This is a genomic window from Pseudomonas entomophila, assembly GCF_013523165.1.
In the GTDB taxonomy this organism is placed as follows: domain Bacteria; phylum Pseudomonadota; class Gammaproteobacteria; order Pseudomonadales; family Pseudomonadaceae; genus Aquipseudomonas; species Aquipseudomonas entomophila_A.
The window spans coordinates 141069-163850 of sequence record NZ_JAAMQI010000010.1; the positions used below are offsets into that span (position 1 = coordinate 141069).

General features: G+C 65.0%; 30 protein-coding genes. 12 read left to right on the top strand and 18 right to left on the bottom strand.

Annotated features, from left to right (window positions below):
* Positions 1-161 precede the first annotated feature (161 nt).
* The 5 genes from G7Z99_RS10725 (at position 162) to G7Z99_RS10740 (ending at position 2378) form a co-directional block, all read left to right on the top strand.
* Positions 162-416, top strand: a complete 255-nt coding sequence (locus tag G7Z99_RS10725) for an AbrB/MazE/SpoVT family DNA-binding domain-containing protein (RefSeq protein WP_144938890.1) — start codon at positions 162-164, stop codon at positions 414-416.
* Positions 413-760 carry a type II toxin-antitoxin system ChpB family toxin gene (locus G7Z99_RS10730; RefSeq protein ID WP_181093675.1) on the top strand — a complete coding sequence of 116 codons (348 nt, stop codon included), beginning with the start codon at positions 413-415 and terminating at the stop codon, positions 758-760. Before G7Z99_RS10725 ends, G7Z99_RS10730 begins: the two co-directional genes overlap by 4 nt.
* A 108-nt stretch (positions 761-868) precedes the next feature.
* Complete coding sequence (gene arfB / locus G7Z99_RS10735) at positions 869-1282, top strand: alternative ribosome rescue aminoacyl-tRNA hydrolase ArfB (protein WP_181093676.1); 414 nt, start codon at positions 869-871, stop codon at positions 1280-1282.
* A gap of 268 nt (positions 1283-1550) precedes the next feature.
* A complete protein-coding gene (locus G7Z99_RS19870; RefSeq protein WP_258197004.1) occupies positions 1551-1859 on the top strand; it encodes a hypothetical protein in 309 nt (102 codons plus the stop codon).
* 21 nt (positions 1860-1880) lie between these two features.
* The gene (locus G7Z99_RS10740; protein WP_181093677.1) at positions 1881-2378 is read left to right on the top strand and encodes a helix-turn-helix transcriptional regulator; all 498 of its coding nucleotides are present in this window, start codon (positions 1881-1883) and stop codon (positions 2376-2378) included.
* A gap of 226 nt (positions 2379-2604) precedes the next feature.
* Here G7Z99_RS10740 and pncB read toward each other — a convergent pair whose 3' ends face one another.
* A complete protein-coding gene (pncB, locus tag G7Z99_RS10745; protein WP_181093678.1) occupies positions 2605-3804 on the bottom strand; it encodes a nicotinate phosphoribosyltransferase in 1200 nt (399 codons plus the stop codon).
* Complete coding sequence (locus G7Z99_RS10750) at positions 3801-4451, bottom strand: nicotinamidase (RefSeq protein ID WP_181093679.1); 651 nt, start codon at positions 4449-4451, stop codon at positions 3801-3803. The genes pncB and G7Z99_RS10750 overlap by 4 nt, the downstream gene beginning before the upstream one ends.
* Positions 4452-4582: 131 nt before the next feature.
* Here G7Z99_RS10750 and G7Z99_RS10755 point away from each other — a divergent pair, with 131 nt between their 5' ends.
* Both G7Z99_RS10755 and G7Z99_RS10760 read left to right on the top strand, forming a co-directional pair.
* Positions 4583-5293 (top strand): NUDIX hydrolase, encoded by a 711-nt coding sequence (locus G7Z99_RS10755; RefSeq protein WP_181093680.1) that lies wholly within the window; start codon positions 4583-4585, stop codon positions 5291-5293.
* 93 nt (positions 5294-5386) lie between these two features.
* Complete coding sequence (locus G7Z99_RS10760) at positions 5387-6313, top strand: bestrophin family protein (protein WP_181093681.1); 927 nt, start codon at positions 5387-5389, stop codon at positions 6311-6313.
* A gap of 287 nt (positions 6314-6600) precedes the next feature.
* Here G7Z99_RS10760 and csgH read toward each other — a convergent pair whose 3' ends face one another.
* From csgH to G7Z99_RS10790, 6 genes are all read right to left on the bottom strand, one after another.
* Positions 6601-6903 carry a curli-like amyloid fiber formation chaperone CsgH gene (gene csgH, locus G7Z99_RS10765; protein ID WP_219854167.1) on the bottom strand — a complete coding sequence of 101 codons (303 nt, stop codon included), beginning with the start codon at positions 6901-6903 and terminating at the stop codon, positions 6601-6603.
* Positions 6900-7409, bottom strand: a complete 510-nt coding sequence (locus tag G7Z99_RS10770; protein ID WP_181093682.1) for a curlin-associated protein — start codon at positions 7407-7409, stop codon at positions 6900-6902. The genes csgH and G7Z99_RS10770 overlap by 4 nt, the downstream gene beginning before the upstream one ends.
* Before the next feature lie 16 nt (positions 7410-7425).
* A complete protein-coding gene (locus G7Z99_RS10775) occupies positions 7426-8295 on the bottom strand; it encodes a CsgG/HfaB family protein (RefSeq protein WP_181093683.1) in 870 nt (289 codons plus the stop codon).
* Positions 8296-8365: 70 nt separating this feature from the next.
* Positions 8366-9514, bottom strand: coding sequence for a hypothetical protein (locus G7Z99_RS10780; RefSeq protein WP_181093684.1), 1149 nt, complete (start codon positions 9512-9514; stop codon positions 8366-8368).
* A gap of 121 nt (positions 9515-9635) precedes the next feature.
* Entirely contained in the window at positions 9636-10064 is a 429-nt protein-coding gene (locus tag G7Z99_RS10785) for a curli assembly protein CsgF (protein ID WP_181093685.1), read from the bottom strand.
* A gap of 11 nt (positions 10065-10075) precedes the next feature.
* Positions 10076-10519, bottom strand: a complete 444-nt coding sequence (locus G7Z99_RS10790) for a CsgE family curli-type amyloid fiber assembly protein (RefSeq protein ID WP_181093686.1) — start codon at positions 10517-10519, stop codon at positions 10076-10078.
* Between the two features lie 308 nt (positions 10520-10827).
* Between G7Z99_RS10790 and G7Z99_RS10795 the strand changes: the two genes are divergently transcribed.
* The 5 genes from G7Z99_RS10795 to G7Z99_RS10815 all read left to right on the top strand — a co-directional run bounded on the left by G7Z99_RS10795 (position 10828) and on the right by G7Z99_RS10815 (position 14030).
* Complete coding sequence (locus G7Z99_RS10795; RefSeq protein WP_181093687.1) at positions 10828-11232, top strand: hypothetical protein; 405 nt, start codon at positions 10828-10830, stop codon at positions 11230-11232.
* A gap of 122 nt (positions 11233-11354) precedes the next feature.
* A complete protein-coding gene (locus G7Z99_RS10800) occupies positions 11355-11579 on the top strand; it encodes an MbtH family protein (RefSeq protein ID WP_181093688.1) in 225 nt (74 codons plus the stop codon).
* Positions 11580-11584: 5 nt separating this feature from the next.
* The gene (locus tag G7Z99_RS10805) at positions 11585-12304 is read left to right on the top strand and encodes a thioesterase II family protein (RefSeq protein WP_181093708.1); all 720 of its coding nucleotides are present in this window, start codon (positions 11585-11587) and stop codon (positions 12302-12304) included.
* Positions 12305-12399: 95 nt separating this feature from the next.
* Positions 12400-12951, top strand: coding sequence for a hydrolase (locus tag G7Z99_RS10810; RefSeq protein ID WP_181093689.1), 552 nt, complete (start codon positions 12400-12402; stop codon positions 12949-12951).
* Positions 12952-12971: 20 nt separating this feature from the next.
* On the top strand, positions 12972-14030 hold the full coding sequence (locus tag G7Z99_RS10815; protein WP_258197009.1) for a DUF1615 domain-containing protein: 1059 nt from the start codon (positions 12972-12974) through the stop codon (positions 14028-14030).
* A gap of 537 nt (positions 14031-14567) precedes the next feature.
* On the opposite strand, the gene G7Z99_RS10820 is transcribed toward G7Z99_RS10815, so the two are convergent.
* From G7Z99_RS10820 to G7Z99_RS10865, 10 genes are all read right to left on the bottom strand, one after another.
* Positions 14568-15470, bottom strand: a complete 903-nt coding sequence (locus G7Z99_RS10820; protein WP_181093691.1) for a metal ABC transporter substrate-binding protein — start codon at positions 15468-15470, stop codon at positions 14568-14570.
* Positions 15467-16366, bottom strand: coding sequence for a metal ABC transporter permease (locus G7Z99_RS10825; RefSeq protein WP_181093692.1), 900 nt, complete (start codon positions 16364-16366; stop codon positions 15467-15469). Before G7Z99_RS10825 ends, G7Z99_RS10820 begins: the two co-directional genes overlap by 4 nt.
* Positions 16366-17124, bottom strand: coding sequence for a metal ABC transporter ATP-binding protein (locus G7Z99_RS10830; protein ID WP_181093693.1), 759 nt, complete (start codon positions 17122-17124; stop codon positions 16366-16368). Before G7Z99_RS10830 ends, G7Z99_RS10825 begins: the two co-directional genes overlap by 1 nt.
* Positions 17121-18038, bottom strand: a complete 918-nt coding sequence (locus G7Z99_RS10835) for a metal ABC transporter substrate-binding protein (RefSeq protein ID WP_181093694.1) — start codon at positions 18036-18038, stop codon at positions 17121-17123. The genes G7Z99_RS10830 and G7Z99_RS10835 overlap by 4 nt, the downstream gene beginning before the upstream one ends.
* Before the next feature lie 15 nt (positions 18039-18053).
* Entirely contained in the window at positions 18054-18623 is a 570-nt protein-coding gene (locus G7Z99_RS10840) for a DUF6162 family protein (protein ID WP_181093695.1), read from the bottom strand.
* A complete protein-coding gene (locus G7Z99_RS10845) occupies positions 18620-18940 on the bottom strand; it encodes a hypothetical protein (RefSeq protein WP_181093696.1) in 321 nt (106 codons plus the stop codon). The genes G7Z99_RS10840 and G7Z99_RS10845 overlap by 4 nt, the downstream gene beginning before the upstream one ends.
* A complete protein-coding gene (locus tag G7Z99_RS10850; protein WP_181093697.1) occupies positions 18937-19476 on the bottom strand; it encodes a thiamine pyrophosphate-binding protein in 540 nt (179 codons plus the stop codon). The genes G7Z99_RS10845 and G7Z99_RS10850 overlap by 4 nt, the downstream gene beginning before the upstream one ends.
* Positions 19473-20663 carry a PepSY-associated TM helix domain-containing protein gene (locus G7Z99_RS10855; RefSeq protein ID WP_181093698.1) on the bottom strand — a complete coding sequence of 397 codons (1191 nt, stop codon included), beginning with the start codon at positions 20661-20663 and terminating at the stop codon, positions 19473-19475. Before G7Z99_RS10855 ends, G7Z99_RS10850 begins: the two co-directional genes overlap by 4 nt.
* 500 nt (positions 20664-21163) lie before the next feature.
* The gene (gene pbpG / locus G7Z99_RS10860; protein WP_181093699.1) at positions 21164-22093 is read right to left on the bottom strand and encodes a D-alanyl-D-alanine endopeptidase; all 930 of its coding nucleotides are present in this window, start codon (positions 22091-22093) and stop codon (positions 21164-21166) included.
* 372 nt (positions 22094-22465) lie between these two features.
* On the bottom strand, positions 22466-22782 hold a 317-nt coding region (locus G7Z99_RS10865), incomplete at its 5' end, for a transposase (protein ID WP_181091894.1).

Sequence of the window (22782 nt, forward strand, 5' to 3'; positions counted from 1 at the left end):
ATGGGGTCTTCAGCGCTGTCATTTCGAGCCGAGGATTCGGGTAAGGCTGCAGGTGCTCGTAAAAGGCGAGAAGCTGCAATGTGGCATGAATGTGCAGTCATGGTAGTGCTTGCGGGCAGCGAAAGGCGTATCTACAATGTGTAAACAATACGGAGGTGCCTGTGGAAGTCAAAGTCCAACAATGGGGCAATAGCGCGGCGATTCGCTTGCCTGCGGCCGTGCTCAAACTCATGAAACTGGGCAGTGGTGATGTGCTGACGCTCGATGTATCAGCTGAAGTCATGACGCTCAAACCGGCGAAAGCCAAGCCGCGGTATCGACTGGCAGACCTGATGCAGCAATGTGATCTATCGGCACCGGAGCCGACAGAACTTGCCGCGTGGGATGATCTCAGGCCAGTGGGGCGCGAGGCGTGAGACGAACCAAATTCAACCGTGGCGACATTGTGCGTGTGAGTCTGAACCCTACCGAGGAACGAGAGCAGCAAGGCAACTTCCGGCCTGCACTGGTGTTGACCCCAGCCGCCTATAACGCGACCGGACTCGCCGTGATTGCACCTGTCACTCAAGGCGGCGACTTCGCGCGATACGCCGGCTTTGCGGTGACCTTGAGCGGTAGTGGTACCGAAACCCAAGGTGTCGTTCTGTGTAATCAAATTCGCACGGTCGATCTGGAAGCGCATAGTGCCAAACGCGTTGAATCGGTGCCTGCGGTCATCATGGATGATGTGCTGGCGCGCGTTCAAGCGCTTTTCGAATAGCGAGAGGGCGAGCAAAAGCGGGCAGGAGCGTGGTGTTGATACAGCGGGTTTTTGCTTCGAATAGGGACCGTGCACCACTTAATTCATACCGATGAACAAGGCCATGCCATGCTGACCATCTCCAATACCGTGCACCTGCCAGATGCCGACATCGAGCTGACCTACATTCGCGCGCAAGGCGCAGGCGGGCAGAACGTCAACAAGGTCTCCAGCGCGGTGCACCTGCGCTTCGACATTCCTGCCTCGTCGCTGCCCGCGTTCTACAAGGAGCGGCTGCTGGCGCTGCGCGACAGTCGCATCACCGGCGACGGCGTGCTGATCCTCAAGGCCCAGCAGTACCGTACCCAGGAGCAGAACCGGGCCGACGCGCTGGCGCGTCTTGCCGAGTTGATCACCGCGGCCGGCAAGACCGAGAAGAAACGCCGCCCGACCAAGCCGACCCTTGGCTCGAAGACGCGCCGCCTTGAGGGGAAGGCCAGGCGCGGTACTGTGAAGGCGGGGCGGGGGAAGGTGGAGTTCTAGCGTGCACGGGAGCATCGCCAGCACGTATCGATCCTCAAGAAGGGAACACCACCGATTCAATGCAAGAGCACCTGCTGACCCGATACGGTAAGCGCGACGCCCCCAAGCCCAGAGTCGCTCTCAAATTTCCTCAGTGACTCCACTCCACAGCCTCGACATATCCCGTACTAATAGAGAAGGCTGCTCATGCTTGTCCGAAAAAACAGGTCCTGGCATGGTTGTCGCTTGACAACCACAGGGTCCTGTTCTCAGACTGGAGACAAGTAGAATGAGGCGCACCAGACACCCAAAGAAGGACGTAGAGGAGGCCTTGGCGCATGCGGAATCACAGGGCTGGTTCGTCAGGCAAGGCGGTGGCCATGCGTGGGGTAAGCTTTATTGCCCTCATAACGATGACCAATGCCGTTGTGGTGAATTCTGCATCGTTTCCATCTGGAGCACGCCTAAGAACGCTACACACCATGCTGCTCAGCTGCGCCGTGTCATCGATAACTGCTCACGACAGTGCAAGGAGGAAAGCGTAGGAAAAGTCTGTACCGAGCATAAGCCTGTATCGAAGCAATCAGCTCAATCCTAATGATCGACGGAGCAAACGGAGATGGAATTTACTTTTACCCTTAAATACCAGCTACCTACCCATGATATCGACATGGATGCCTTGATCGAGCGCTTGGGCGAGGAAGGTTGTGAAGATGCGCTGGTAGGCGTTGGACAACCGGGAAGACTGGGCCTCACATTCACACGCGAAGCGGCGGGAGCACAGGACGCTATGGAAAGCGCATTGGTAGACGTTCGACGCGCAGTACCGCAGGCTAGATTGATCGAGGTAACGCCTGATCTCGTGGGGCTGACCGATGTGGCGGAGGTGATGGGCGTGACCCGGCAGAACATGCGCAAGTTGGCGGTGGCTTATCCCAGTTTTCCAACGCCGGTACATGAGGGCAGCGCTGCAATCTGGCACCTTGCCGAGGTGTTGAGTTGGATGCAGGACAAGGGGTATGAGCGCGTGCCTCGAGTTACGCACGATATTGCCCGTGTTGCCATGCGCGTCAACATCGCGAAAGAGAACGAGCGCCTGCGATCATGCACGGTTTGATGGACTTGCGCTTGGGCGTTGAGTGCGGGTACTTGCTTGCTTCGCAAGATAGGGAACGATGCGATCAGCACGAAAGGGAGAGGTGAGGCCAGGTGGCCGACAGCAGTCCGGAGTACTGCCGCGCGTCAGTCTCTGCTGCGCAAGGGGCAGCGCGTTCTTGAGAGCCACACTGCCACGGTCACCTGAGGTCACGCCCTACGGTACGCAGGTCCAGCGCAGCAGGCGCTCACCGCACCCCAAACACATGCCTCAAATACGCCACGAAGTTCTCGTCCCGACACTGCGTCTTCCCCGGGCTGTCCGAGATCTTCGCCACCGGCGCCCCGTTGCACGCCGTCATCTTGATCACCATGTTCATCGGCTTGACCCCCGGAATGTCGCACGTCAGGTTCGTCCCGATCCCGAAGCTCACGTGGATCCGCTCGTGCAACGCGCGGTACAGCTCCAGCGTCTTGGCGAAGTCCAGCCCGTCGGAGAAGATCAGCGTCTTGCTCGCCGGGTCGATGCCCAGCCGCTGGTAGTGGGCGATGGCCTTCTCGGCCCACACCAGTGGGTCGCCCGAGTCATGGCGCAGGCCGTCGAACAGCTTGGCGAAGTACAGATCGAAGTCGCGCATGAACGGGTCCATGCCGATGCAGTCGGTCAGCGCGATCCCGAGCAGGCCGCGGTATTCGCGTACCCAGCATTCCAGCGCGGCGACCTGGCTGTCGACCAGGCGGGGGCCGAGTTGCTGGTGGGCCATGAACCATTCGTGGGCCATGGTGCCGATGGGCCGCAGGTCGTACTCGCGGGCCAGGTGCACGTTGCTGGTGCCGACGAAGCGGCCAGGGAAGTCGCGGGTGAGGGTGTGCACGACCTCTTCCTGCACCGGGTAGGAAAAGCGCCGACGGGTGCCGAAGTCGGCCAGTTGCAGGCCGGCCAGCTCCTCGGGGCTGGCCTCGCGCCGTAGCCAGTCGAGCTTCTCGTAGAGGCGTTCGTTGACCTGGTCGAGGGTCACGTCGCGGTAGCGATACCGGTTGCGTACCTCCGAGACGATCGCCAGCAGCGGGATCTCGTAGAGGATCACGTGCAGCCAGGGGCCGCGCACGCGGATCGCCAGCTGGCCACTGTCGTCGAGGCCGATCTGCACGTAGCGCAGGTTGAAGCGGAACAGGCTCAGGAAGCGGATGAAGTCCGGCTTGATGAACGGGATCTTCTCCAGGTAGGCCAACTGGTCGTGGGTCACCGAGACCTCGGCGAGCTGCTCGACCTGGTAGCGGATCTCGGCCAGGTAGGGGGAGAGGTCTTCGTCGTTGCGGCAGCGGAACTCCCATTCCACCTCGGCGTTGGGGTAGTTGTGCAGCACCGCCTGCATCATGGTGATCTTGTAGAAGTCGGTGTCCAGCAGGTTCTGGACGATCCGGTCGCCAAAGACGCCTTCGCTCATGGTCGTGCCTCCTGATAATCGCTGATCGCCTGGTCCAACGCCGCTTCGTCTGCGCACAGGCGGATGCCGGCGTTGGCCAGCGTAGTGCAGGCGCCGTCGGCACCCGCTTCGCTCAAGGCGCGGCAGGCGGGCAGGAACAGCAGCACCTCGAAGCCGGCGTCGCGCAGTTGTCGGGCAGTGGTGCTGACGCAGTAGTCCAGGGCCAGGCCACCGACGATCACCAGGCCGACACCGTGGGCCTTGAGGTATTCGATGGCGCCGGTCGAGCGGCGTTCGGCCAGGTCGTGGTAGCAGGCGCCATAGGGGTGCAGGTCGGGTTCGACGCCTTTCCAGACGAAGTAGTCATAGTCGATCGGCGCCGGCAGACCTTCCAGCAGTTCGAACCCGTAGGTACCTGGCACGCAGTGGCTGACCCAGGTCAGGTCCGCGTTGGGCAGCGTCAGCGGCTGCAGCATCTGGGCGTGCTCGGGCACGACCCACACGGCGTTGCGTGGGTGGGCGTCCTTGCTGCCCAGGCGCAGGTTGGCGCGGCGGGCCATGGCATTGAGCGCCGGGGCGATCTCGTGGCCGCCGGGCACGGGCAGCTCGTCCGGGGCGTTACGGGTGAAGCCGTTCTGGGCGTCGACGTCGAAACTGGCGATCTTCATCGGGAAGCTCCTGTGCGGGAATGGCTATATATTTCACCTGGTGATATAAGTCTGTCAAGCCTTTGTGTGCCGGCTTGCCAAACTTTATGTTCCTGGTGGAATATGTCGGTCCGAATCGATGGGAGTGAACGATGAGCAGTGCCGAAGTCCTGGCCAGCGTGGATATCGTGGCGATGCGCAGGGTCGCTGGCGCCCCGGCCCTGGAAGTCTTGTTGCACCGGCGTGAGCGTGCGCCGTATGCCGGCCTGTGGGCGCTGCCAGGCGTGCTGGTCAACGGCCGCAGCGCCGATGCCAGCCTGGCGGCCGCGGCCGAGCGGGCCTTGCGTGAGAAGGCCCACGTCGTGCCGCGGCATGTCGAACAGGTCGGCACCGAAGGCAATGCCCAGCGCGACCCACGTGGCTGGTCGATGAGCACGTACTACCTGGCGCTGCTCGACCCTGATGTGCCGGTGGCAGGGGAAGGCCTGGCCTTCTTCGAGCTGGAGCGCATCCTCAGCGGTGAGCTGACGTTGCCGTTCGACCATGCCTTGCTGGTGCGCCTGGCCCGCGAGCGGCTGGCGAGCAAGACCGTCTACAGCAGCTTGCCGCTGTACCTGACGCCCACGCGCTTCACCGTGCTCGATGCGCTGCAGGCCACCCAGGCCTGCCTGGGCGCGCCGGTCAACAACACGTCGCTGCGCAAGCGGCTCGAGCGTCTGCGCGGGGCGGGCTGGATCCAGGCCACCGGCGAGACTCTGCAACCCAGGCTTGGCCGACCGCAACAGGTCTACGTGCATACCCCACCCGCAGAGGGGGTGTTCACCTTCGAGCGCAGCCTGTTGCCGGAAGGCGCCGCTGGCTGAAAATGAGATTAAGCTGCATTTAAGCATCGCGCCTTACGATGCCAGTCAGGAAGCCGGGACGCAGCGTCGCACGGTTCGGACAGGAGTGAGGCGATGGCAATCGCACTGGAAGACAAATGGAAGTGCCTGGTACGTACGCTCGGGTACGTTGGTTGGTCGTTGTTCTGGCTGCTGCTGTGGGACGTAGTGGTGACGGCCGAAGCCATGCTCGCCGAAGGCCTGGGCCTCGAACTGCCCCTGATGCCACTGACGCTGCTGTGTTCGGCGCTGGTGGTGCTGATCAGCTTCAGGAACTCCAGTGCCTACAACCGCTGGTGGGAAGCCCGCACGTTGTGGGGCGCGATGGTCAACAGCTCGCGCAGCTTCGGCCGGCAGGTACTGACCCTGATCGATGACGAGCGCACCACCCAGCCGCTCAAGGCCCGTCTGATCCAACGTCATGTGGCCTACCTGCATGCCTTGCGCCTGCACCTCAAGGGCGAACGCGACCCTTCGGCGCTGGTGGGAATGCTGGGCGAGCAGGAGCTGCGCCAGCTCGACGGGGCCAGCAACCTGCCCAACGACATCCTCAGCGGCTCGGCCGACCTGATCGCCCAGGCGTTCCAGGCCGGGCACCTGGACAGCGTGCGGCTGGCGCGCCTGGAGTCGACGCTGGTGGACGTGTCCAACTGGCAGGGTGGCATGGAGCGCATCGCCAACACGCCGCTGCCCTACCCGTATGTGTACTTCCCACGGCTGTTCAGCACGCTGTTCTGCGTGATCATGCCCTTGAGCCTGGTGCCCTCGCTGGGCTGGTTCACGCCGCTGGTGTCCACCGTGGTGGGCTGCATGCTGCTGGCCATGGAGCGCATCGGCACGGACTTGCAGGCACCCTTTGGCGACAGCCAGCACCGCATTCGCACCGAAGACCTGTGCCAGACCATCGAGCAGAACCTGCGCTCGATGTGCGATGGCGACCGCGAGCGTCGCGCCTCGCGTCTGGCCGGCAAGCGCGCCGTGGCGCGTCTGCGGCCGGCGTGAGCAGTAAATCCAGGGTCAAGGATCAAGGCCTGCTCCGGCCTCCAAGGGGCCGTCCACCTGGAGAAAGAGGGTGGCTTCACCGCTGGCAAGCCAGCTCCCACAGGCCTGCTGCGCTGCGCTGGCAGGTTGAGGTGCTGATCTGTGAGGGCCTGCAAGCTGTACGACAAAACCTGCTGCGCTGCGTCGGTAGCCTGGAATGCCGGCCTGTGGGAGCGGGCTTGCCCGCGATGAGGACGGTGCAGCCAACCTCGGAAAGTGCCCCGACAGCGCCAGACCCGTCCCCCCCCTCAGCGCACCGCGCAATCACGGTCGATCGCCGTGATCAGGGTCTGATCGGCGAACACTTCCAGATGCACCGAGCACGACCCCCCTTCAGCCAACCCCAGACGCACACTCGACGAAGCCTGCCCCGTCTGCAGCTGCCCCTGCTGGTTGATGCTCGACGTATTGCCATCGCTGTCCTGGCGAATGGTCATGCGGTAACCCAGGGTCAACGGCACCGGGTTGTCGATGCGCGGACGGATCAGCACGGCGTTGTCGCTGCGCTCGGTGTCGATGGTCACCGTCAGGTGCGAGTAGTCCATGATCATTGCTGGGTCACCGTGGCCGTGGAGTGGTTGCCGTACTGCGTGACCGAGACCGTGCCGCCGAAACCGCTCTGGGTGACGCTGGCCTGGTTGCCCTGACCGTACTGGCCGACGAACGCCTGGTTGTAGGCGCCGCTCTGCACCACGTTGGCCTGGTTGCGGGTCCCGGCCTGGACGATGGCGGCCTGGTTGTAGCTGCCGGACTGATCCAGGTTCAGGCTGTTGCCCAGGCCGACCTGGTAGGCCGCTGCCAGGTTGTGGGCACCGCTCTGGTCGATCCGGGCGACGTTGGCCAGGCCTGCCTGGGACTGCACCAGGCGCTGCGCCACCCCGGCCTGGTCGATGCGCGCGCGGTTGAAGCCACCGGCCTGCTCCAGTTCGACCCGGTTCCCGGCGCTCAGGCCGGCATAGCGGCCTTCGGCGACCAGGTCGCTTGCCTGACCCCATCCGGCGTACAGCAGTAATGCCGCCGCCAGGGCCCTGTAACGGTGTTGCCTGTGCTGCGCCATGGGAGCCTCCGTCACGTCATTGAGCCTGGGTCGGTGCGCCGACCGGTTGGGTCATGGTCTGTTCGTCGTAGCTGCTCAGGTACCCTTGCAGCAAGGGCTGCTTGAGCGCTTCGGGGTCACGCAGGCGCCAGCTGCCATCGCGGGCGCCCTGGGCGATCAGGTGGATCAGTGCGCTCTCGATCGCTTCGCGCACGCACTGCTGGACCGGTTCGTTGCGCGAGAAGCCGGTCTCCACCTCCAGCAGGTGCTTGAGCGAGACGAACTTGAACACGCCGAAGTCGACCTGGGTCGAGTACACGGTCTTGGTGGTGGTCACGCTCTGGATGATCTCGCCGCTGCGGATGTCGACCGCGCGCAGGTTGATGGTAACCTGGTCCTGGCGATACAGCTCCGAAGGGCCGATGCCCAGATAGCGCACGCCGATGCCGCCGGTGCGCACGTTGCTTTCATAGGCGACGATGGCGCCGCCGATCAGCAGGTTGGCCGGGCGCAACGACGGCAGCATGGCCTGGGCCTGATCCTGCGGTTGCTCCAGGGCACGGATGATCTTGCGCTCGGTGAGCACGTCCTGCAGGTTTTCACGCTCGACCGGTTTGAACCAGCGCGAGTCGCGTAGCGCGGTCACCAGCAGCGACGCGGCGCCTTGGGTGACCGAGGTGGAGAAAGAACTGTCCGGAGACGGTTTGTACTGGCCGGTCTGGTCGCGCAGACCGTACACCGCGACGGCGATCGGGCCGGCGGGTGCCGGAAGACGCGTCAGGTCACGGGTGCTGTGGGTCGGCGGTGAAATGCTGGCCGCCGAGGTCGTGCCAGCCGGGCGGGACGTGGCGCAGCCGCTGGCCAGGACCGCCGCGAAAATCATCAGTGAAAGGGTGCGGGCACGCATGGGTCTACTCCAGTGAAATCCCTGCCGCATGGCGCGGCAGGGAACAGCATCGTCGAGAACGGTGGGGCGATCAGCGCTGTACGACCACGGCGCTGTTGCTGGCACCACCGGCCTGGCTGACGGTGGCCGAGTGCAGGTTGCCGGTCTGGGTCACGCTCACGCTGTTGACCATGGACTGGCCGGCGCCGCCGAAGCCGCTCTGGGTGATGCTGGCGGTGTTGTTGCGGCCGCTCTGCAGCAGGGCTTCTTCGTTGTAGGCACCGGACTGGGTGACGTAGCCGGCGTTGTTGCTGCCCCAGCTCTGGGTCACGCTGGCGGTGTTGTTCAGGCCGCTCTGGTCGACCGAGGCGAAGCCCAGGCTGGCGCCTTCCTGCTTGACCGTGGCAGTGTGGTTGTGGCCGGTCTGGTCGGTGATGGCACGGTTGCCCAGGCCCGTCTGCGAGATGCTGGCGTTGAGGTTGTTGCCGTTGCGCTGGGTGGCGGTCGCTTCGCTGCCCCAGGCGTTCTGGGTGATGTCGGCGCTGCCGAAGTTGGTGCCGGTCTGCTCGACGTAGCCGTAGTTGCCATGGCCGGTCTGGCTGATGCTGGCATTCTTGAAGTCGGTGTCGGTCTGGGTGATCAGGCCTTTGTTGGCGAAGCCGTTCTGGTTCACCTTGACCGACTGGCTGTAGTAGCTGTCGTTCTGGTTGATTTGCGACTGGTTGAACTGACCCGACTGGTTGACGCTGGCCACGCCACCGACGGTCTGTTCCTGGTAGATGTAACCTTTGTTGGCGCTGCCGGCCTGGTCGACACGGGCCTGGGCATCGTCACGACCACCGACCTGGGTGATGCTCGCCTTGTTGAAGCTGCCGCCGCCCAGGGCCTGGTTGATGGTGGCGCTGACCTTGGAGGCGGTGGTGCCTTCCTGGCGGATCTTGGCATCGTTGTGATCGCCGCCCTGGTTCAGGCGTGCCGATTGCTCGACGCTGTCCTGCAGCGAGCCGCCGTTCTGGTTGACGCTGGCGCTGTTGCGGGCACCGTTCTGGTTGACGATCGAGTCGTTGCGTGCGCCGGTCTGGTTGACCGTGACGTTCGAGCCGTTGGCGTCGGCCTGCAGGACGTTGAGCAGGTTCTTGTCGCCGGTCTGCGAGGTATTGACCGAACCGCCGTCAGCGAAAGCCACGCCGGAGACAGCGACCAGAACAGCCATGGACAGGAGGGATTTACGTGCGTTCATGATTGACTTCCTATGTTTCGTATTCAAGTGAGTGTCGGTTTTTTTGCACAGGCGGGCCTGGCCGTCGATTGCACAGCACTACGCACCACACAACGGTACAGCGGGGGTTACAACGAACGTGTCACGGTTGATTGATTTGAAACTGTGTCGTTTGTCCGGTGGTTTTATCGGTCGTGACGATTTGCAACAGTCCGCCGGACAAGTTGGTGATGTTGATGGTGAAGTCGGTCGTTTCCACCGTGCCTGGTGTCAGGCGCCCATCGGCACCGACGATGCTGGACGTCACGGCCGACGACACGCGGCTGAGAATGGCGCTCTGCAACATGCTGTTGAATTGCGTCAGGGCGTTCTGCGCGGAGGCCGAGCCGGACGCCGATTTCTCGGTGAACTTGTTCTGCGCCGTGGCCTGGTTGAGCAGCACCGGGCCATTGAGCGGGTTGCCGCCGAACGATGGGTTGTTGGGCACGTAGACCAGCTCGCTGGCCTGGGTCACACCGCCGATCGTCAGGCTCAGCGCCAGGCCAAGCAGGGCAGGGGATAGACGAGACATTCGACCTCCTTTCACAGTTCGTCACGGGCCAGGTCGGGGTCGCCGAACACCTGGGCCACTTGGTAATCGAGAATCGCCTGGAACACCTGCGCCGCGGCCTCTGCGCCGATGGCGGGAATCAGCGCACGGTTGGGCGGAATGAACATCTGCAACAGCCGGCGATTGCCGTAGTCGACGAACACCTGGCTGCCCAGGCGAGCGGTCGGCCGTTCGCTGATGGCCACGTTGAACCGACCCGGCTCGTCCAGCTCCTGCCAGGCGGCGGCGAAGCTGTCATAGAACGCACGGCCTGCCAGCGTCACCGTCTGCCCCACCACCAGGCCGCCAAAATGCTCGCGGTTCAGCGTGCGCTGATCGGTCAGGCTGCCGGTGGCATCAAGTGCGGTCTGCGCTTGTGCAACAGGCACCGCACACAGGTGCAACGCGATCACAGTGGTCAGGGCGGCGATGTTCATGAGCGGCAGTAGTTCCGTGAAGTTGGAACCACTGTATGCGAGAAAATGGCAATGCGCCATTAATCGTGTAATGTTTTATTTACACTATTTTGACGCCAGTAAAGTTGATGAGACGTGCCTGTTTAATGGCGTCAATTAGACTGAAAAACAACGGTAAAGAGCGGTAACAGTGTCGGTACATGAACCGTGAATGAGTAAACACGGTCTTATTGACGTCAATAATAAGTTATTGGAAGAAAACGAAGTAAAACTCGCCTTGACTTCAAGGGCTCACCCCGAGGGATTCGAATCACGCTATGCTCACTGCCATGACGTCTTCCATGCCCCTGCGCCCCTCCTGCCCGGCCGGTGTCTGCGATTGCGGCCGTGAGTTGCTTCCCCAGGCCTCGAGCGAGGCCTGTCGGGTGCTGCTGCTGACGCGGCAGGAAGAAAAGCGCCTGATCGAACGGCTCGAGCACCTGCGTGACTTCGATGACCTCCAGCGCCTGCAGCGTCGGTTGCACGACCAGCTGGGCATTGACGTACGGATCGCACCGGGTGCGAACGAGGTGCGCAGCATGCGCGGCATCGTCATCGAACTCGCGCCGCAGCCGGGCCTGTGCCGGCGTACCCGGCAGGCGATTCCCGCTGCGATCCGGCGAGGGCTTGAGCGCAACCCGGAGGTCGCGTTCCGGCTGCTCGACGCGCACGACCTGCTGGGTGGCCTGAGCTGACGGCAGGCCCCTGCCACGGGCACCTGGGCGAGCAGGGTAAATTTCCGGCCGCCAGGCTCGTCTTTCCCCTTAGCCGCCGAACGCCAACCGTTCCGCGCACCCCACCCTCGAGGAGACCGGCAATGACCTTCGTATTCGACTGCCACGACTTCCTGTGCCAAGGCGTGGTCAGTCACGCAGAGCCGTATGCCCCCTGGCCCGACGACCAGAAGACCACCGACGGCCAGCGCGCGGTCGGCACGCATGACCTGAAACGGGACAGCCTGGTCTGCAGCGAAGCGCTCTGGGCCGACAGACGCCCACTGAGCCTGCGCCAGACGATGGCCGAACCGGCCAGCGCACCATGACTGCGGTGACCGCCCTGAACCTGTTGTGCCTGCCGTATTCCGGCGCCAGCGCGATGGTCTACAGCCGTTGGCGCCGCACGTTGCCCGCCTGGATACGGGTGATGCCCGTGGAGTTGCCAGGGCGTGGTGCACGGCTGGGCGAACCCTTGCAGACCGACCTGTCGGCGCTGGCCTGGCAGTTGGCCGAGGAGCTCCGCCCCCAGGCCCAGGCGCCCTATGCCGTGTTCGGGCACAGCCTCGGGGCCCTGTTGGCGTTCGAGCTGGTGCATGCCTTGCGTGCACTGGGGTGCCCGCCGCCGGTGGTCCTGTTCGCCAGCGGCACCGCCGCGCCGACACGCCGTGAAGGCTATGACGGCGCCAACTGGCGCGAACCCAGGTCCGACGCCGAGCTGATCGATGAGTTGCGCGCCCTGCAAGGCACGCCCGAAGAGGTGCTGGCCAACGAGGAACTGATGAGCCTGACCTTGCCGGTCCTGCGCGCCGACTTCCTGCTGTGCGGGCGCTACGTCTACCGTCGACGGCCACCGCTGCAGTGCCCGGTGCACGTGTTCGGCGGCGAACAGGACAAGGCCAGCGAGGCACAATTGCTGGCCTGGGGTCAGGAGAGCGCAGGTGAGTTTTGCTTGAGCCTGTTCCCGGGGGGGCACTTCTTCATCCATCAACAGGAAGCCCGCGTACTGAGTACGCTCACGGCCTCGCTGGAGCCAGTGCGGCAGCGCGCCTGAGCCTGGGGAACTTCTGCTGCCGCCAACGGTTGGATTGACGCCAGCCCCTGGGCGGGTGGACGCTTGGCGGCACCGTTTTCAGGCAAGGACCGCACATGCTGATCGATCCCACGCAGGCCACGTTGCTGGTCGTCGACATCCAGGAAAAACTCATCGGCTCCATGAGCGACCCGGACGGCCTGCTGGCGCGCACGCGCTGGCTGCTGGCAGCCTGCACGGACCTGGCCCTGCCCATGGTCATTTCCGAGCAGTACCCCCAGGGCCTGGGGCCGACCGTCGCGTCATTGAAGGCCGTGGCACCCCAGGCCGAGGTGGTCGAGAAGGTGCACTTCTCCTGCGTCGCCGGTGACTGCCTGCCCGCCACATTGCTGGCGCGCCAGCACGTCATCGTGTGCGGCATGGAGACCCACGTCTGCGTGCTGCAGACGGTGATGGACCTGCTGGCCCTGGGCAAGACCGTGTTCGTCGTCGAGGACGCCTGCGACAGCCGGCGGATGGAAAACAAGCAACTGGGCCTGGCGCGCATGCGCCATGCCGGCGCGCAGATCGTCACCCGCGAGATGGTGCTGTTCGAGGTGCTGGGCAGCTCGGCGCACCCGGCGTTTCGCTACATCAGCAAGACCTACCTGGTCGGAGAACAGCCCTGAACCGCCGGGCCCTGGGTGGGCTGCTGGTGGCCCTGGCACTGCTGCAAGGGTGTGCCGGGCGCCAGGAGCGGACGCCACAGGCCGACCCGGCCGAGGTACGCCAGACAGTGTTGCGCCTGCTGCCGGCCACCGTGAAGGACCGCGCAGGCTGGGCGCAGGACATCCAGGTGGCCTTCACGGCTCAGCGTCTGGAGCCGAGCCAGGACAACCTGTGCGCCGTGCTGGCGGTGGCCGAGCAGGAGTCCACGTTCAATGCCGACCCCCAGGTACCAGGCCTGGGGCGCATCGCCCGCGCCGAGATCGAGCGACGGGCCAAACGGGTGCTGATCCCGGGCGCGCTGGTGGATGCCGCTTTGCGCACCCGTTCGAACAACGGCAAGACCTACGAGGAGCGGTTGCAGGCGGTGCGCAGCGAGAAGCAGCTCAGCGCGCTGTACGACGACGTGATCAGTGGCCTGCCCCTGGGCAACACGCTGCTTGGTGGCCTCAACCCGGTCCACACCGGTGGCCCGATGCAGGTCAGCGTGGCGTTCGCCGAGCACCATGCCCAGGACTACCCCTACGGCGTGCCGGGCACGATTCGCCAGGAAGTGTTCACCCGACGAGGCGGCTTGTATTTCGGGATCGCGCATTTGCTGGGGTACCCGGTCGACTACCCGCGCCCGCTGTACCGCTTCGCCGATTTCAACGCAGGCTGGTACGCCAGCCGCAACGCGGCGTTCCAGGCGGCCTTGAGCCAGGTGACCGGCGTGCCGCTGGCACTGGACGGCGACCTGATCGCGCCTGGCTCATTGTTGCCAGGCACGACCGAAAAGGCAGCCCGCCTGCTGGGGCGGCAATTGGGGCTGCGCAACCCGCAGATTCGCAGCCAGCTGGAACAGGGCAACGCGCTGGACTTCGAGCGTACGGTGATCCACGAACGGGTGTTCGCCCTGGCCGATGCCAAGGCCGGCAAACCCGTGCCCAGGGCGATCCTGCCAGGCATCGAGCTGAAGAGCCCGAAGATCACCCGCAAGCTAACCACTGCCTGGTTCGCCAAACGAGTAGATGAGCGCTACCAGCGGTGCATGGCGCGGTAGACGCTGTGCACCGTGACCTTTCGGCCTGGTCGAGCTGCAGGCATTCCGGGCCGATCAGGGTTGGACCAGCGCTTTGGCCCGCCACCTCGGTTGATCTCAACACGGGTTTGTCAGGCCAGCACAACTTCTCTGTGGCTTGCTTGCGATACGGGCGGTGACGGACCGGACGCTATCGCGGGCAAGCCCGCTCCCACAGGGTGCTTGCACAGCCATGCCTACATCGATGGGCTGAAGAGATCTGAGTGGGAGCTGGCTTGCCAGCGATAGGGCCCTGTCAGGCGCCATCTGCATCGCGGGCAAGCCCGCTCCACAGGGTGCTTGCACAGCCATGCCTACATCGATGGGCTGAAGAGGTCTGAGTGGGAGCTGGCTTGCCAGCGATAGGACCCTGTCAGGCGCCATCTGCATCGCGGGCAAGCCCGCTCACACAGGTTAAGCTCCAAGCGCGCATTGGTTCGATAGTCTTCATCGACCGAGCAGCCCGTGACGGCAGCGCCTGGAGCTCTCGGATGATCAAGGCCAGCCCCGCGTATGCAGTCAGCCTTCTGCCAGCGCCTTCACCACGTGTTCCACGGCCGCCTTGTACCCTGCCAGCGTGTCCTGTGCATCGCTGTCCACCACCACCAGGCGCGCGCCGCCGGCCTCGACCGCGCTCACCACTGCCGGTGCCGGTTGCCGGTGATGCAGCACCAGTGCCACGTCCTGCGCCTTGAGCTGCTCGCTCAGCGTCTTGAGCGATGTGTCGTCCCACGCCTCATCGGCCGGCAAGGGCTGCTCGACCACGTCCAGGTTCAGCCCGCTGGCCAGGTAACCCAGGCGTTCGGACAGGCTCATCACACTGAGGTTGTCGACCTGGGCCAATCGCGTCTGGCTGGTGGCGGTCAATGTCAGCAGCTCACGCTTGAGGCCTGCCAGGTTGGCCTGGATCGTCGCCTTGTCGGCCGGCGCCAGGCGCTCCAGGTCATTGGCCAGCACGTCGGCCATGCGTCCGAGGTTGGTCGGGTGCAGCCAGGGGTAGTGGTCGAAAGCGTTCTCGCCCTGCACGGCGATGCCAGGCAAGGCGCCATCGACGGGGCGGGCCGCGTCGATCTCGACGATGCGCAGGTTGCTGCGCCGGGCCATGGGGTACAGTGGGTCGTCATGCCAGATCGAGCGCAGCCCGATGGCTGCGTCCGCCTGCTGGGCGGCCTTGACCAGGCTGGCACCCCCGCGCCCTTCGAAATAGGACGGTTGGCGACTGGCTGGCAGGGTGGCGGGTGCCGCACGCTCCACGCGCACCGAGGTCCCGGCAAGCAGGGCACTGGCCAGGCTGTGGGTGACGGGCAGGGTGGTCAGCACGCTGATCGCTTCGTGACCGGGTGCAGGCGTGGCCGCCAGCGCCATGCCGGGGCCGAGCGATAAGGCCAGGGCCAGGGTCAAGGGCTTGAGGTCGAAGGTCATGCCGGGTTTCCTTGCAGGCGAGGGACGAGGGCGCGGGCCAGGGCGGCCAGGGCGAAGCAGGTGCCGGCCACCAGAATGATCGCGGCGCCCGAGGGGACGGGCAGGTCGAACATGATTGGCAGCAGGATGCCCAGCAAGGTGCTCACGGTGGCGATCAGCACCGACAGCCAGAAGAAGCCCTTGAGCGACTGGCTGACCAGGCGCGCAGCGGCCGCCGGGATCACCAGCAGCGCACCCACCAGGATCGCCCCGATGACCTTGACCGCCGCCACCGTGACCAGGGTCACCAGCACCACGAACAGGTAGTCCAGACGCTTCACTGCCACGCCCCGTACCGCTGCGAGCTGAGGGTTGAAGCTGGCCAGGATGATGCGGTTGTACAACGGCAGTGCCAGGCCCAGCACCAGCAGCGCGACGATGCCCAGCACCAGCAGGTCCTGACCGCTGACGGTCAGCACCGAGCCGAACAGTACGTTTTCCAGGATATGCACGTTGATCTTGCCCGCCAGCATCAGCAGCAGGCTCGCTCCCAGGGCCAGGGAGACCGACAGGAAGACGCCGATCAGGGTGTCAGGGGACAGCCCGGTGCGGTTGCGCAAGTAGTTGAGCAGCAGGCCGAACAGCAGGCAGTAGCCGAACAGGCTGCCGTAGGGGCCGGTATACGGCTCGCCCAGCAGGATGCCGATGGCGACACCGGTCAGCGCCGCATGGCCCACCGCTTCGGAAAAGAAGGCGAAGCGCTTGACCACCACCAGTGTCCCGAGGCCGCCCAGTACCGGGCCGATCATCAGGCCGGCGAGCAGGGCATTGACCACGAACCCGTAGGCCAGTGCCTCGGGCAGCCAGCCGGCCTGCGCCCAGCCCTGGATCAGCTGGCGAAATGCATCAAGGTTCATCAGGCCACGCCCTCGTTGCGGGGGTGGACGGAAAACAGCGTCAGCAGACGCTCGGGCGTCAAGGCCTGCGCGGGCGCTGCGTCGAACAGTACCTGGCGGTTCAGCCCGGTGACCCGGTCGGCCAGGCGCAGGACGGCCTGCAGGTCGTGCTCGATCCACACTACCGTGGTGCCTGCGCGGCGCCAGCCTTCGAGCAGGTGCTCGAACACCTGGATACCGGCTTCGTCCAGGGCCGACATCGGCTCGTCCAGCACCAGCAGCTGGGGCGCGGGCACCAGCCCCTGGGCCAGCAGCACGCGCTGACGCTCGCCACCGGACAGCGCGCCCATGCGGCGCGTGCGCTTGTCGAGCATGCCGACGCGCGCCAGGGCGTCGTCGATCGGTGCCCGTACCCGTCGGGACAGCCCCAGGAAGGCCGGGCGACGCTGGCACAGGGCGCCCATGAAATCGTCCACCGTCATCGGCAGGCCGCGATCGAATTCCAGGGCCTGGGGCACGTAGCCGATCACCTGCGCGTCGCCCGGCCACTCCAGCGTCAACCGACCGCGGTGCGGCATCTGCCCGAGCAACGTCTTGATCAGCGAACTCTTGCCGCCGCCGTTGGGGCCGACGATCGCATGCACACTGCCAGGCGCGACACTGAAACGCACGTGGTCCAGGATGCGGGTGCGCCCGAGCGTCAGGTCGATCCCGTCGAAGTCGATGCGCGGACCACAGGCGATGCCGGCACGTCCGGCGATCTGGCAGGCGGCGGTCATGTGCGCTGCTCCTCGATGGCGCGTACCACGGTGTCCATATTGCGCTTCATCTCCACCTCGTACTTGTCCGCGGTGTACTCGCCGTAGGAGATGTGGGTGAGCGGGTAGAGGCGCACGCCCGACTCGCGCTGGATGGTCTCGACATAGGCGGAAGGGAAGTCCATCTCCGAGAAGATCACCTTCACGTCCAGGGCCTTGAGCTGGTCGATGGTCTTCTTCAGCTGGGCCGGGCTCGGCTCGATGCCGTGGGCCGGCTCGACCACCGCCGTGACCTCCAGCCCGAAGTCACGCACCAGGTAATCGTAGGCGGCGTGGATGGTGGCCACGCGGAACGTCGCATCCGGGGCCTGGGACACCTTGGCCAGTGCCTCGGCGCGCAGCGCCCGCAGGCGCTTGGCATAGGCGCGGGCATTCTGGGTGTAGTAGCGGGCGTTGTCCGGGTCCAGCTTGCCCAGTTCACGGGCGATGTTGTTGACCTGGGCGATGGTCGCGCTGATCGACAGGAAGGTGTGCGGGTTGACCACCTTGCCCGCCCCGCGCGCGGCGATCCCCGTGGCCGCGAGCAGTGGTACGTTGGCGTTGGCCTCGATGGTCTTGACGTCGGGCGTCTCGCTGGCGGCGATCATGCGGTCGGCGAAGTCGTCATGGCCGACGCCGTTGAGCACGATGACGTCGAGCGTGCCGATGCGCTTGATGTCCTCGGCGCGGGGCTCGTAGGCGTGGGGGTTGAAGCCGGCCGGGATCAGCGGCACCACCTCGGCCTTGTCGCCGACGATGTTGCTCACGTAGCTGTAGTAAGGGTGCAACGTGATGCCGATGCGCAGCGGCTTGGCACCGTCGGCCACGGCCAGGGCGGGCAGGGCACAGGCCAGGAACAGGCCGAGCAGGCGGCGAGCGAAGGCGGAGCGGAGCATGGGGAGTCCTTGGGTTCAGTGACGGTGTTGACGGGTGACCCCGGCGTCGTAGTGCGTGGTGATTTGGCGCCAGCCCTGGGCGGCGAGCGCCTGGGGCGTCAGCGCACCGGGCAGCGAGCCACCGGTCTCGCGCAGCAGCCAGACGTCGGCCGAGGCCTCGAGCGCTCCAGGCGACAGCATCAGCAGGTCGCCCGCGACCTGGCGGTCCTGGCTGCGCCCCAGATAGGCCCCTGTGTCGAGCCGCGTCCAACGATGGCCGCCACGGCTGGCACTGCTGGCGTCGGCCACGAACGGGGGCAGGCCCGCGTCGGCGAGTTGCGCGACGTCGGGCAGATGGCCTTCTTCCGCGTGCAGCAGACGAATCTCGTCGAAAGCCACGTGCAGGTCGGTGAACAGGCCTTGCTCGGCCGGGCTCAGGTCGCGTCGCGCGTCGACCTGGTGCGCGGCGAAGCGCACCTCGTCTTCACGCTCGCCGCGCAGCGCCACCACCGTGCCGGCCACGGCCACGATCAGCAGCGCGACCAGCAGGACGTACAACGACTCATGCCCGGCACCGGCCGGGCGCACGACCTGGGTACGGCTCATGGCTCACCGATGTCGGCGTGGTCGACTTCCACCACGTGGCCGGGGCCGGCATCGAACAGCACGTAGAACTCGCCCTCAGGGCGCTTGAAGGTCAGGCTCGAGTCGTCGCCCAGCTTGCCGCCGGCCAGCACCTGTTCGTCGTAGCCGATCACATCGAGGGTCACCCCCGGTGCGCCGCTGCCGTCGGAAAAACCGCCGGTGCACTTGATCTGGCCGGCGTCCACCGGCGCGCACTCGCACATCGGGTTGTGCGCCAGGGCGGGCGTTGCGGCCAGCAGCAGGAGCGGCAGGGTGAAAAAGCGCACTGCAGGGGTCATTTCTTGGCTCCTTGTTGGTTCAGCCAGGCAACGGTGGCCGGCGAGGCCTGGGCCAGCGGGACCGAGGCCTGGTGCAGGCTGCCGTCCCAGCCTTCGATGCTGATCCAGACCTCGGCGTCGGGCCGGGTACGTGGCGGGATGGGCAATGAGGTGATCATGCGGTACGGCGGGCCGAAGAAGATCGTCCCGGCCGCGCGCAGGCTGCGCGGCTTGCCGATGCGCAGGTAGACGGCCTTGGCGCCGTCGATGCAGGTCGAGCACAGGGCAGCGTTGAACAGCTTGAAATGCCCGGCCGGGCCATCGGCCTGGGGCGCTTCGTCCCGAAACTCGGCCAGGTCGATGCGGTAGGGCCCCACCTGGATGTCCTTGACGAGGTTCGCCCCCAGGCCACCTTCGCCGCGAAACAGCTTGGCGTCGGCGAAGTACTTGGGCATGAAGCCCAGAGGGATCAGGATCAGCAGGATGTTCAGGTGAAAGCGCCATTTCAGCCAGAACTGGCGCACGGGGCTGGGGTGCAGGGTCTGGGCCTGGCTCATGGTTGCGCCTCCACGGCGGTGTCGAGGTGCTGGCTGCGCGGACGGACGCCACGCTCGCTCCGCTTGAGCACGGCGGCGGTGGCCTGGGCGGTGCGCTTGGTCCAGATCAGCAGCCCGCTGAGGACCATCAGCGTCAGCACCAGGCCGAAGAAGAACCAGATCAGCTTGATCGGCAGGCCGCCGAAGTCGCCGGTGTGCAAGGGGCGCATGGACTCGGTGACGAATTCCAGGGCCGAGCGGTCCTCGAGCAGGAACTGGCTGTCCACGCGGCGGGTGTAGGGGTTGACGTCGGCGCTCTGGAACATCAGCGGGTACCAGCCGCGCCCGCCCAGGCTCACGTGGCTGTAGGCGGTGGCGGGCAGGGCGACGAAGCTGATGTCCAGGCCAGGGATCTGCGCGCTGGCGATGCGTGCCGCCTCGTCCAGGTCGATACGCGGCGCAGGCAGGCCGTCGGCGGTGCGCGGTACGTCCTCGCGGGCGATCACGGGCACCACCGGCTCGCTGGAGATCGTGATGTGGTTGTCGCCGAGGATCGCCTGGATCAGGAACCACGTGCCGGTGATCGAGATGACCGCGACGAACCAGATCGACCAGACCCCGGCCAGGCGGTGCACGTCGCCCCAGAAGATGCGCGAACCATGTCCGGTGCGCACCGGCTTGAAGAAGCCGCGCCAGAACTTCTTGTACACCACCAGCCCGGTGACCAGCGAGGCGAGCATCGGCAGGCCGAGCAGCGACACCAGGTACCAGCCCCAGCTGTAGCCGTTGGTGAACGGCACCAGCCACCAGCCATGCAGCGCCCGGGTGAACTGCTCGAAGCTGAAGTCCGGGCTCTTGCCTTGGATCGCGCCGGTGTAGGGGTTCACGTACAGCGTCGGGGCGGTGCCATCGGGGAAGGTGACTGCGGCATTGAGTGCGAAGTGCGAGCCATCCGGTTGGCCAAGCGAACGCACGGCCATGGCCGGCTCTGCCTTGTGCAGGGCATCGAGGATCTGCTGGTAGCTCAGGCGCTCGGCCTCGTCGCTCGGCTTGCTGGCGCGCACGTCCGGGTTGGCCAGCCAGACGATCTCCTGGCTCACCACTGCCAGCATGCCGGTGAAGCAGACGATCAGCACGAAGAACCAGATGGGCAGCGCCAGCCAGCTGTGGACCAGGAACCAGAGTTTCGAGCGTGATTTTTTGGACATGGTGAGCAGGCAACCTGGATGTCGCGGTGTCGATGGGGGCTTGGCGTACCGCGCTCAGGGGAAAACCACACCCTGGGCGAAGCCTGGGGATTTAACCCTAAAGACGAACGAGAATCGAAACTCCTCGCAACTTATGTGCAAGTAAATGTTTCTGATGTGGAAAGGTTGGAGGGGGTACGGCTGCTTTCTTTGCTCGGGCATGCGCCATTGCACACGCGACGCAGGACGCCGCCAGGACCTGTTCCCTGGCAGGTTTTCAGTGATCGTGTGCGGGGCTTGCCGGCGATAGAACCTGCGTAGGAGTGAGGTGATCGCTGCCATGGCGGGCACGCTCGAGTCGTGCCTGGCGCAGGGAATGGATGGTTTCATGGGCGCTGGAGGCCCAAGCGCGGCCGGCGCGGCATCCCAGCCCGGTCATGGTCGTACCGCCGTGGTTCAGGCTGGCGCGTGTGGACCCGCAGGGCCCACGAGGTCAGCCCCACCTGCTCGTTGCGTGCCCCTTAGTCTGCCGCCAACCCATTACGCGCATGACGGTCGGCCTTGTATTGCAGGGCAGAGGCCGGAGCAGGCTTGGCGCTGCCGGTTTCCAGCCACTGGCGCAGGCGGCTGGCATCGGCGAAATGGGTGTACTTGCCGAAGGCGTCGAGGATGACCATGGCGACCGGGCGATTGTCCATGCGTGTCAACAGCACCAGGCAGTGGCCTGCTTCGTTGGTGAAGCCGGTCTTTGTCAGCTTGATGTCCCAGTTGCTCTTGTTGACCAGGTGGTCGGTGTTGCGAAAGCCCAGGGTGTAGTTGGGCTTGCGGAAGGCCACGGTCTTCTCCCGCGTGGTCGACAGCTCGCTGAGCAAGGGGTAGTTGCGCGCGGCCAGCAGCAGCTTGCTGAGGTCACGGGCCGTGGAGACGTTCTGGGTCGACAGCCCCGTGGGCTCGACGTAGCGCGTATGGCTCATGCCCAGGCTGCGGGCCTTGGCGTTCATGGCCTTGATGAACGCGGCATAGCCCCCGGGATAATGGTTGGCCAGGGTGTTGGCCGCGCGGTTTTCCGAGGACATCAAGGTGATCAGCAAGGTTTCGCGACGGTCCAGCTCGCTGCCCAGGCGCACGCGCGAATACACCCCCTTCATGTCGGGGTTGTTGGCGATCGTCATGGTCAGCATCTCGTCCATCGGCTGCTTGGCGTCCAGCACGACCATGGCGGTCATCAGCTTGGTCACCGAGGCGATGGGAGCGACCCGGTCGGCATGGCTGGCGTACAGCTCCTTGCGCGTATTCAGGTCGATCAGCAGGGCACTGCCCGAAGCCAGGTGCAGCGCGCTCGGATCGCGTTGGGTGGCCGCCGCTGGCTGAGCGGCAAGCGCCGTGCCGGGCAGCAGGGTCGAGGTCGTGAGCAACGCAAGCAGGCTGAGCAAAGGAAGGGCGGTTTTCACATCGAAGCTCACTAGAAAAGGGTCTGTCATTGGCCGGCCAGGGAGTCCCGCTGACGAGGCGCTGGCATTCTGGAGGATGGCCGTGAGGCTGTCGATTGCCGTGTGAGGGAAGTGGAGTAGATGAACGAAAGTTAATCGAGGCAGGAGGCGGCAGGCATCGAGCCGCACGCTGCAAGCCAGCCTCCACAAGCCTTCATTCCAATCGACTAGCTGTCATCAGCCTACTGACTGACCACCCTGTGTGGAGCGGGCCTGCCCGCAATGCAGGCGGCGCCTGAACAGGCCTAATCGCGGCACAGGGGCCGCACAGATGACCGCGATAGCCTCCAATTCCGCGCGGTGGGGCTACGGGTGTAGATACCGTCTTGATCCTCACATCGCAAGTGCGATCTGAGGGTCGAATGGTTTGTCGGATTTCACCACGCCATACACCAGGTGCAGCAGCTTGCGCATGGCCGCACAGACGATCTGTTTGTACGCCTTGCGTCGATTGCCAAGCCGCTCGGCCATTGCCTTGATGACCGGGTTGAAGCGCATCGAAACCGTTCCAGCCATGAACAAGCCTGCCCGCAGCCTGGACGAGCCAACGCGCGAGATGGTCGTTTGGCCAACCTTATCTCCTGACTGATGAACCATCGGGTTCAGCCCAGCGAACGCAACGATGGCAGAGGGACTTTCGTACTTCAGCG

Bases quoted from the DNA above. Each gene is read 5' to 3' on its own strand.
- G7Z99_RS10800 (WP_181093688.1), top strand. From the start codon at position 11,355: ATGACCTTCGTATTCGACTGCCACGACTTCCTGTGCCAAGGCGTGGTC.
- G7Z99_RS10795 (WP_181093687.1), top strand. From the start codon at position 10,828: ATGACGTCTTCCATGCCCCTGCGCCCCTCCTGCCCGGCCGGTGTCTGC.
- G7Z99_RS10820 (WP_181093691.1), bottom strand. From the start codon at position 15,470: ATGACCTTCGACCTCAAGCCCTTGACCCTGGCCCTGGCCTTATCGCTC.
- G7Z99_RS10790 (WP_181093686.1), bottom strand. From the start codon at position 10,519: ATGAACATCGCCGCCCTGACCACTGTGATCGCGTTGCACCTGTGTGCG.
- G7Z99_RS19870 (WP_258197004.1), top strand. From the start codon at position 1,551: ATGAGGCGCACCAGACACCCAAAGAAGGACGTAGAGGAGGCCTTGGCG.
- G7Z99_RS10755 (WP_181093680.1), top strand. From the start codon at position 4,583: ATGAGCAGTGCCGAAGTCCTGGCCAGCGTGGATATCGTGGCGATGCGC.
- G7Z99_RS10830 (WP_181093693.1), bottom strand. From the start codon at position 17,124: ATGACCGCCGCCTGCCAGATCGCCGGACGTGCCGGCATCGCCTGTGGT.
- arfB (WP_181093676.1), top strand. From the start codon at position 869: ATGCTGACCATCTCCAATACCGTGCACCTGCCAGATGCCGACATCGAG.
- G7Z99_RS10780 (WP_181093684.1), bottom strand. From the start codon at position 9,514: ATGAACGCACGTAAATCCCTCCTGTCCATGGCTGTTCTGGTCGCTGTC.
- G7Z99_RS10760 (WP_181093681.1), top strand. From the start codon at position 5,387: ATGGCAATCGCACTGGAAGACAAATGGAAGTGCCTGGTACGTACGCTC.
- pncB (WP_181093678.1), bottom strand. From the start codon at position 3,804: ATGAGCGAAGGCGTCTTTGGCGACCGGATCGTCCAGAACCTGCTGGAC.
- G7Z99_RS10850 (WP_181093697.1), bottom strand. From the start codon at position 19,476: ATGAGCCAGGCCCAGACCCTGCACCCCAGCCCCGTGCGCCAGTTCTGG.
- G7Z99_RS10840 (WP_181093695.1), bottom strand. From the start codon at position 18,623: ATGAGCCGTACCCAGGTCGTGCGCCCGGCCGGTGCCGGGCATGAGTCG.
- G7Z99_RS10855 (WP_181093698.1), bottom strand. From the start codon at position 20,663: ATGTCCAAAAAATCACGCTCGAAACTCTGGTTCCTGGTCCACAGCTGG.
- csgH (WP_219854167.1), bottom strand. From the start codon at position 6,903: ATGATCATGGACTACTCGCACCTGACGGTGACCATCGACACCGAGCGC.
- G7Z99_RS10775 (WP_181093683.1), bottom strand. From the start codon at position 8,295: ATGCGTGCCCGCACCCTTTCACTGATGATTTTCGCGGCGGTCCTGGCC.
- G7Z99_RS10770 (WP_181093682.1), bottom strand. From the start codon at position 7,409: ATGGCGCAGCACAGGCAACACCGTTACAGGGCCCTGGCGGCGGCATTA.
- G7Z99_RS10845 (WP_181093696.1), bottom strand. From the start codon at position 18,940: ATGACCCCTGCAGTGCGCTTTTTCACCCTGCCGCTCCTGCTGCTGGCC.
- G7Z99_RS10750 (WP_181093679.1), bottom strand. From the start codon at position 4,451: ATGAAGATCGCCAGTTTCGACGTCGACGCCCAGAACGGCTTCACCCGT.
- G7Z99_RS10810 (WP_181093689.1), top strand. From the start codon at position 12,400: ATGCTGATCGATCCCACGCAGGCCACGTTGCTGGTCGTCGACATCCAG.
- G7Z99_RS10835 (WP_181093694.1), bottom strand. From the start codon at position 18,038: ATGCTCCGCTCCGCCTTCGCTCGCCGCCTGCTCGGCCTGTTCCTGGCC.
- G7Z99_RS10740 (WP_181093677.1), top strand. From the start codon at position 1,881: ATGGAATTTACTTTTACCCTTAAATACCAGCTACCTACCCATGATATC.
- G7Z99_RS10785 (WP_181093685.1), bottom strand. From the start codon at position 10,064: ATGTCTCGTCTATCCCCTGCCCTGCTTGGCCTGGCGCTGAGCCTGACG.
- G7Z99_RS10825 (WP_181093692.1), bottom strand. From the start codon at position 16,366: ATGAACCTTGATGCATTTCGCCAGCTGATCCAGGGCTGGGCGCAGGCC.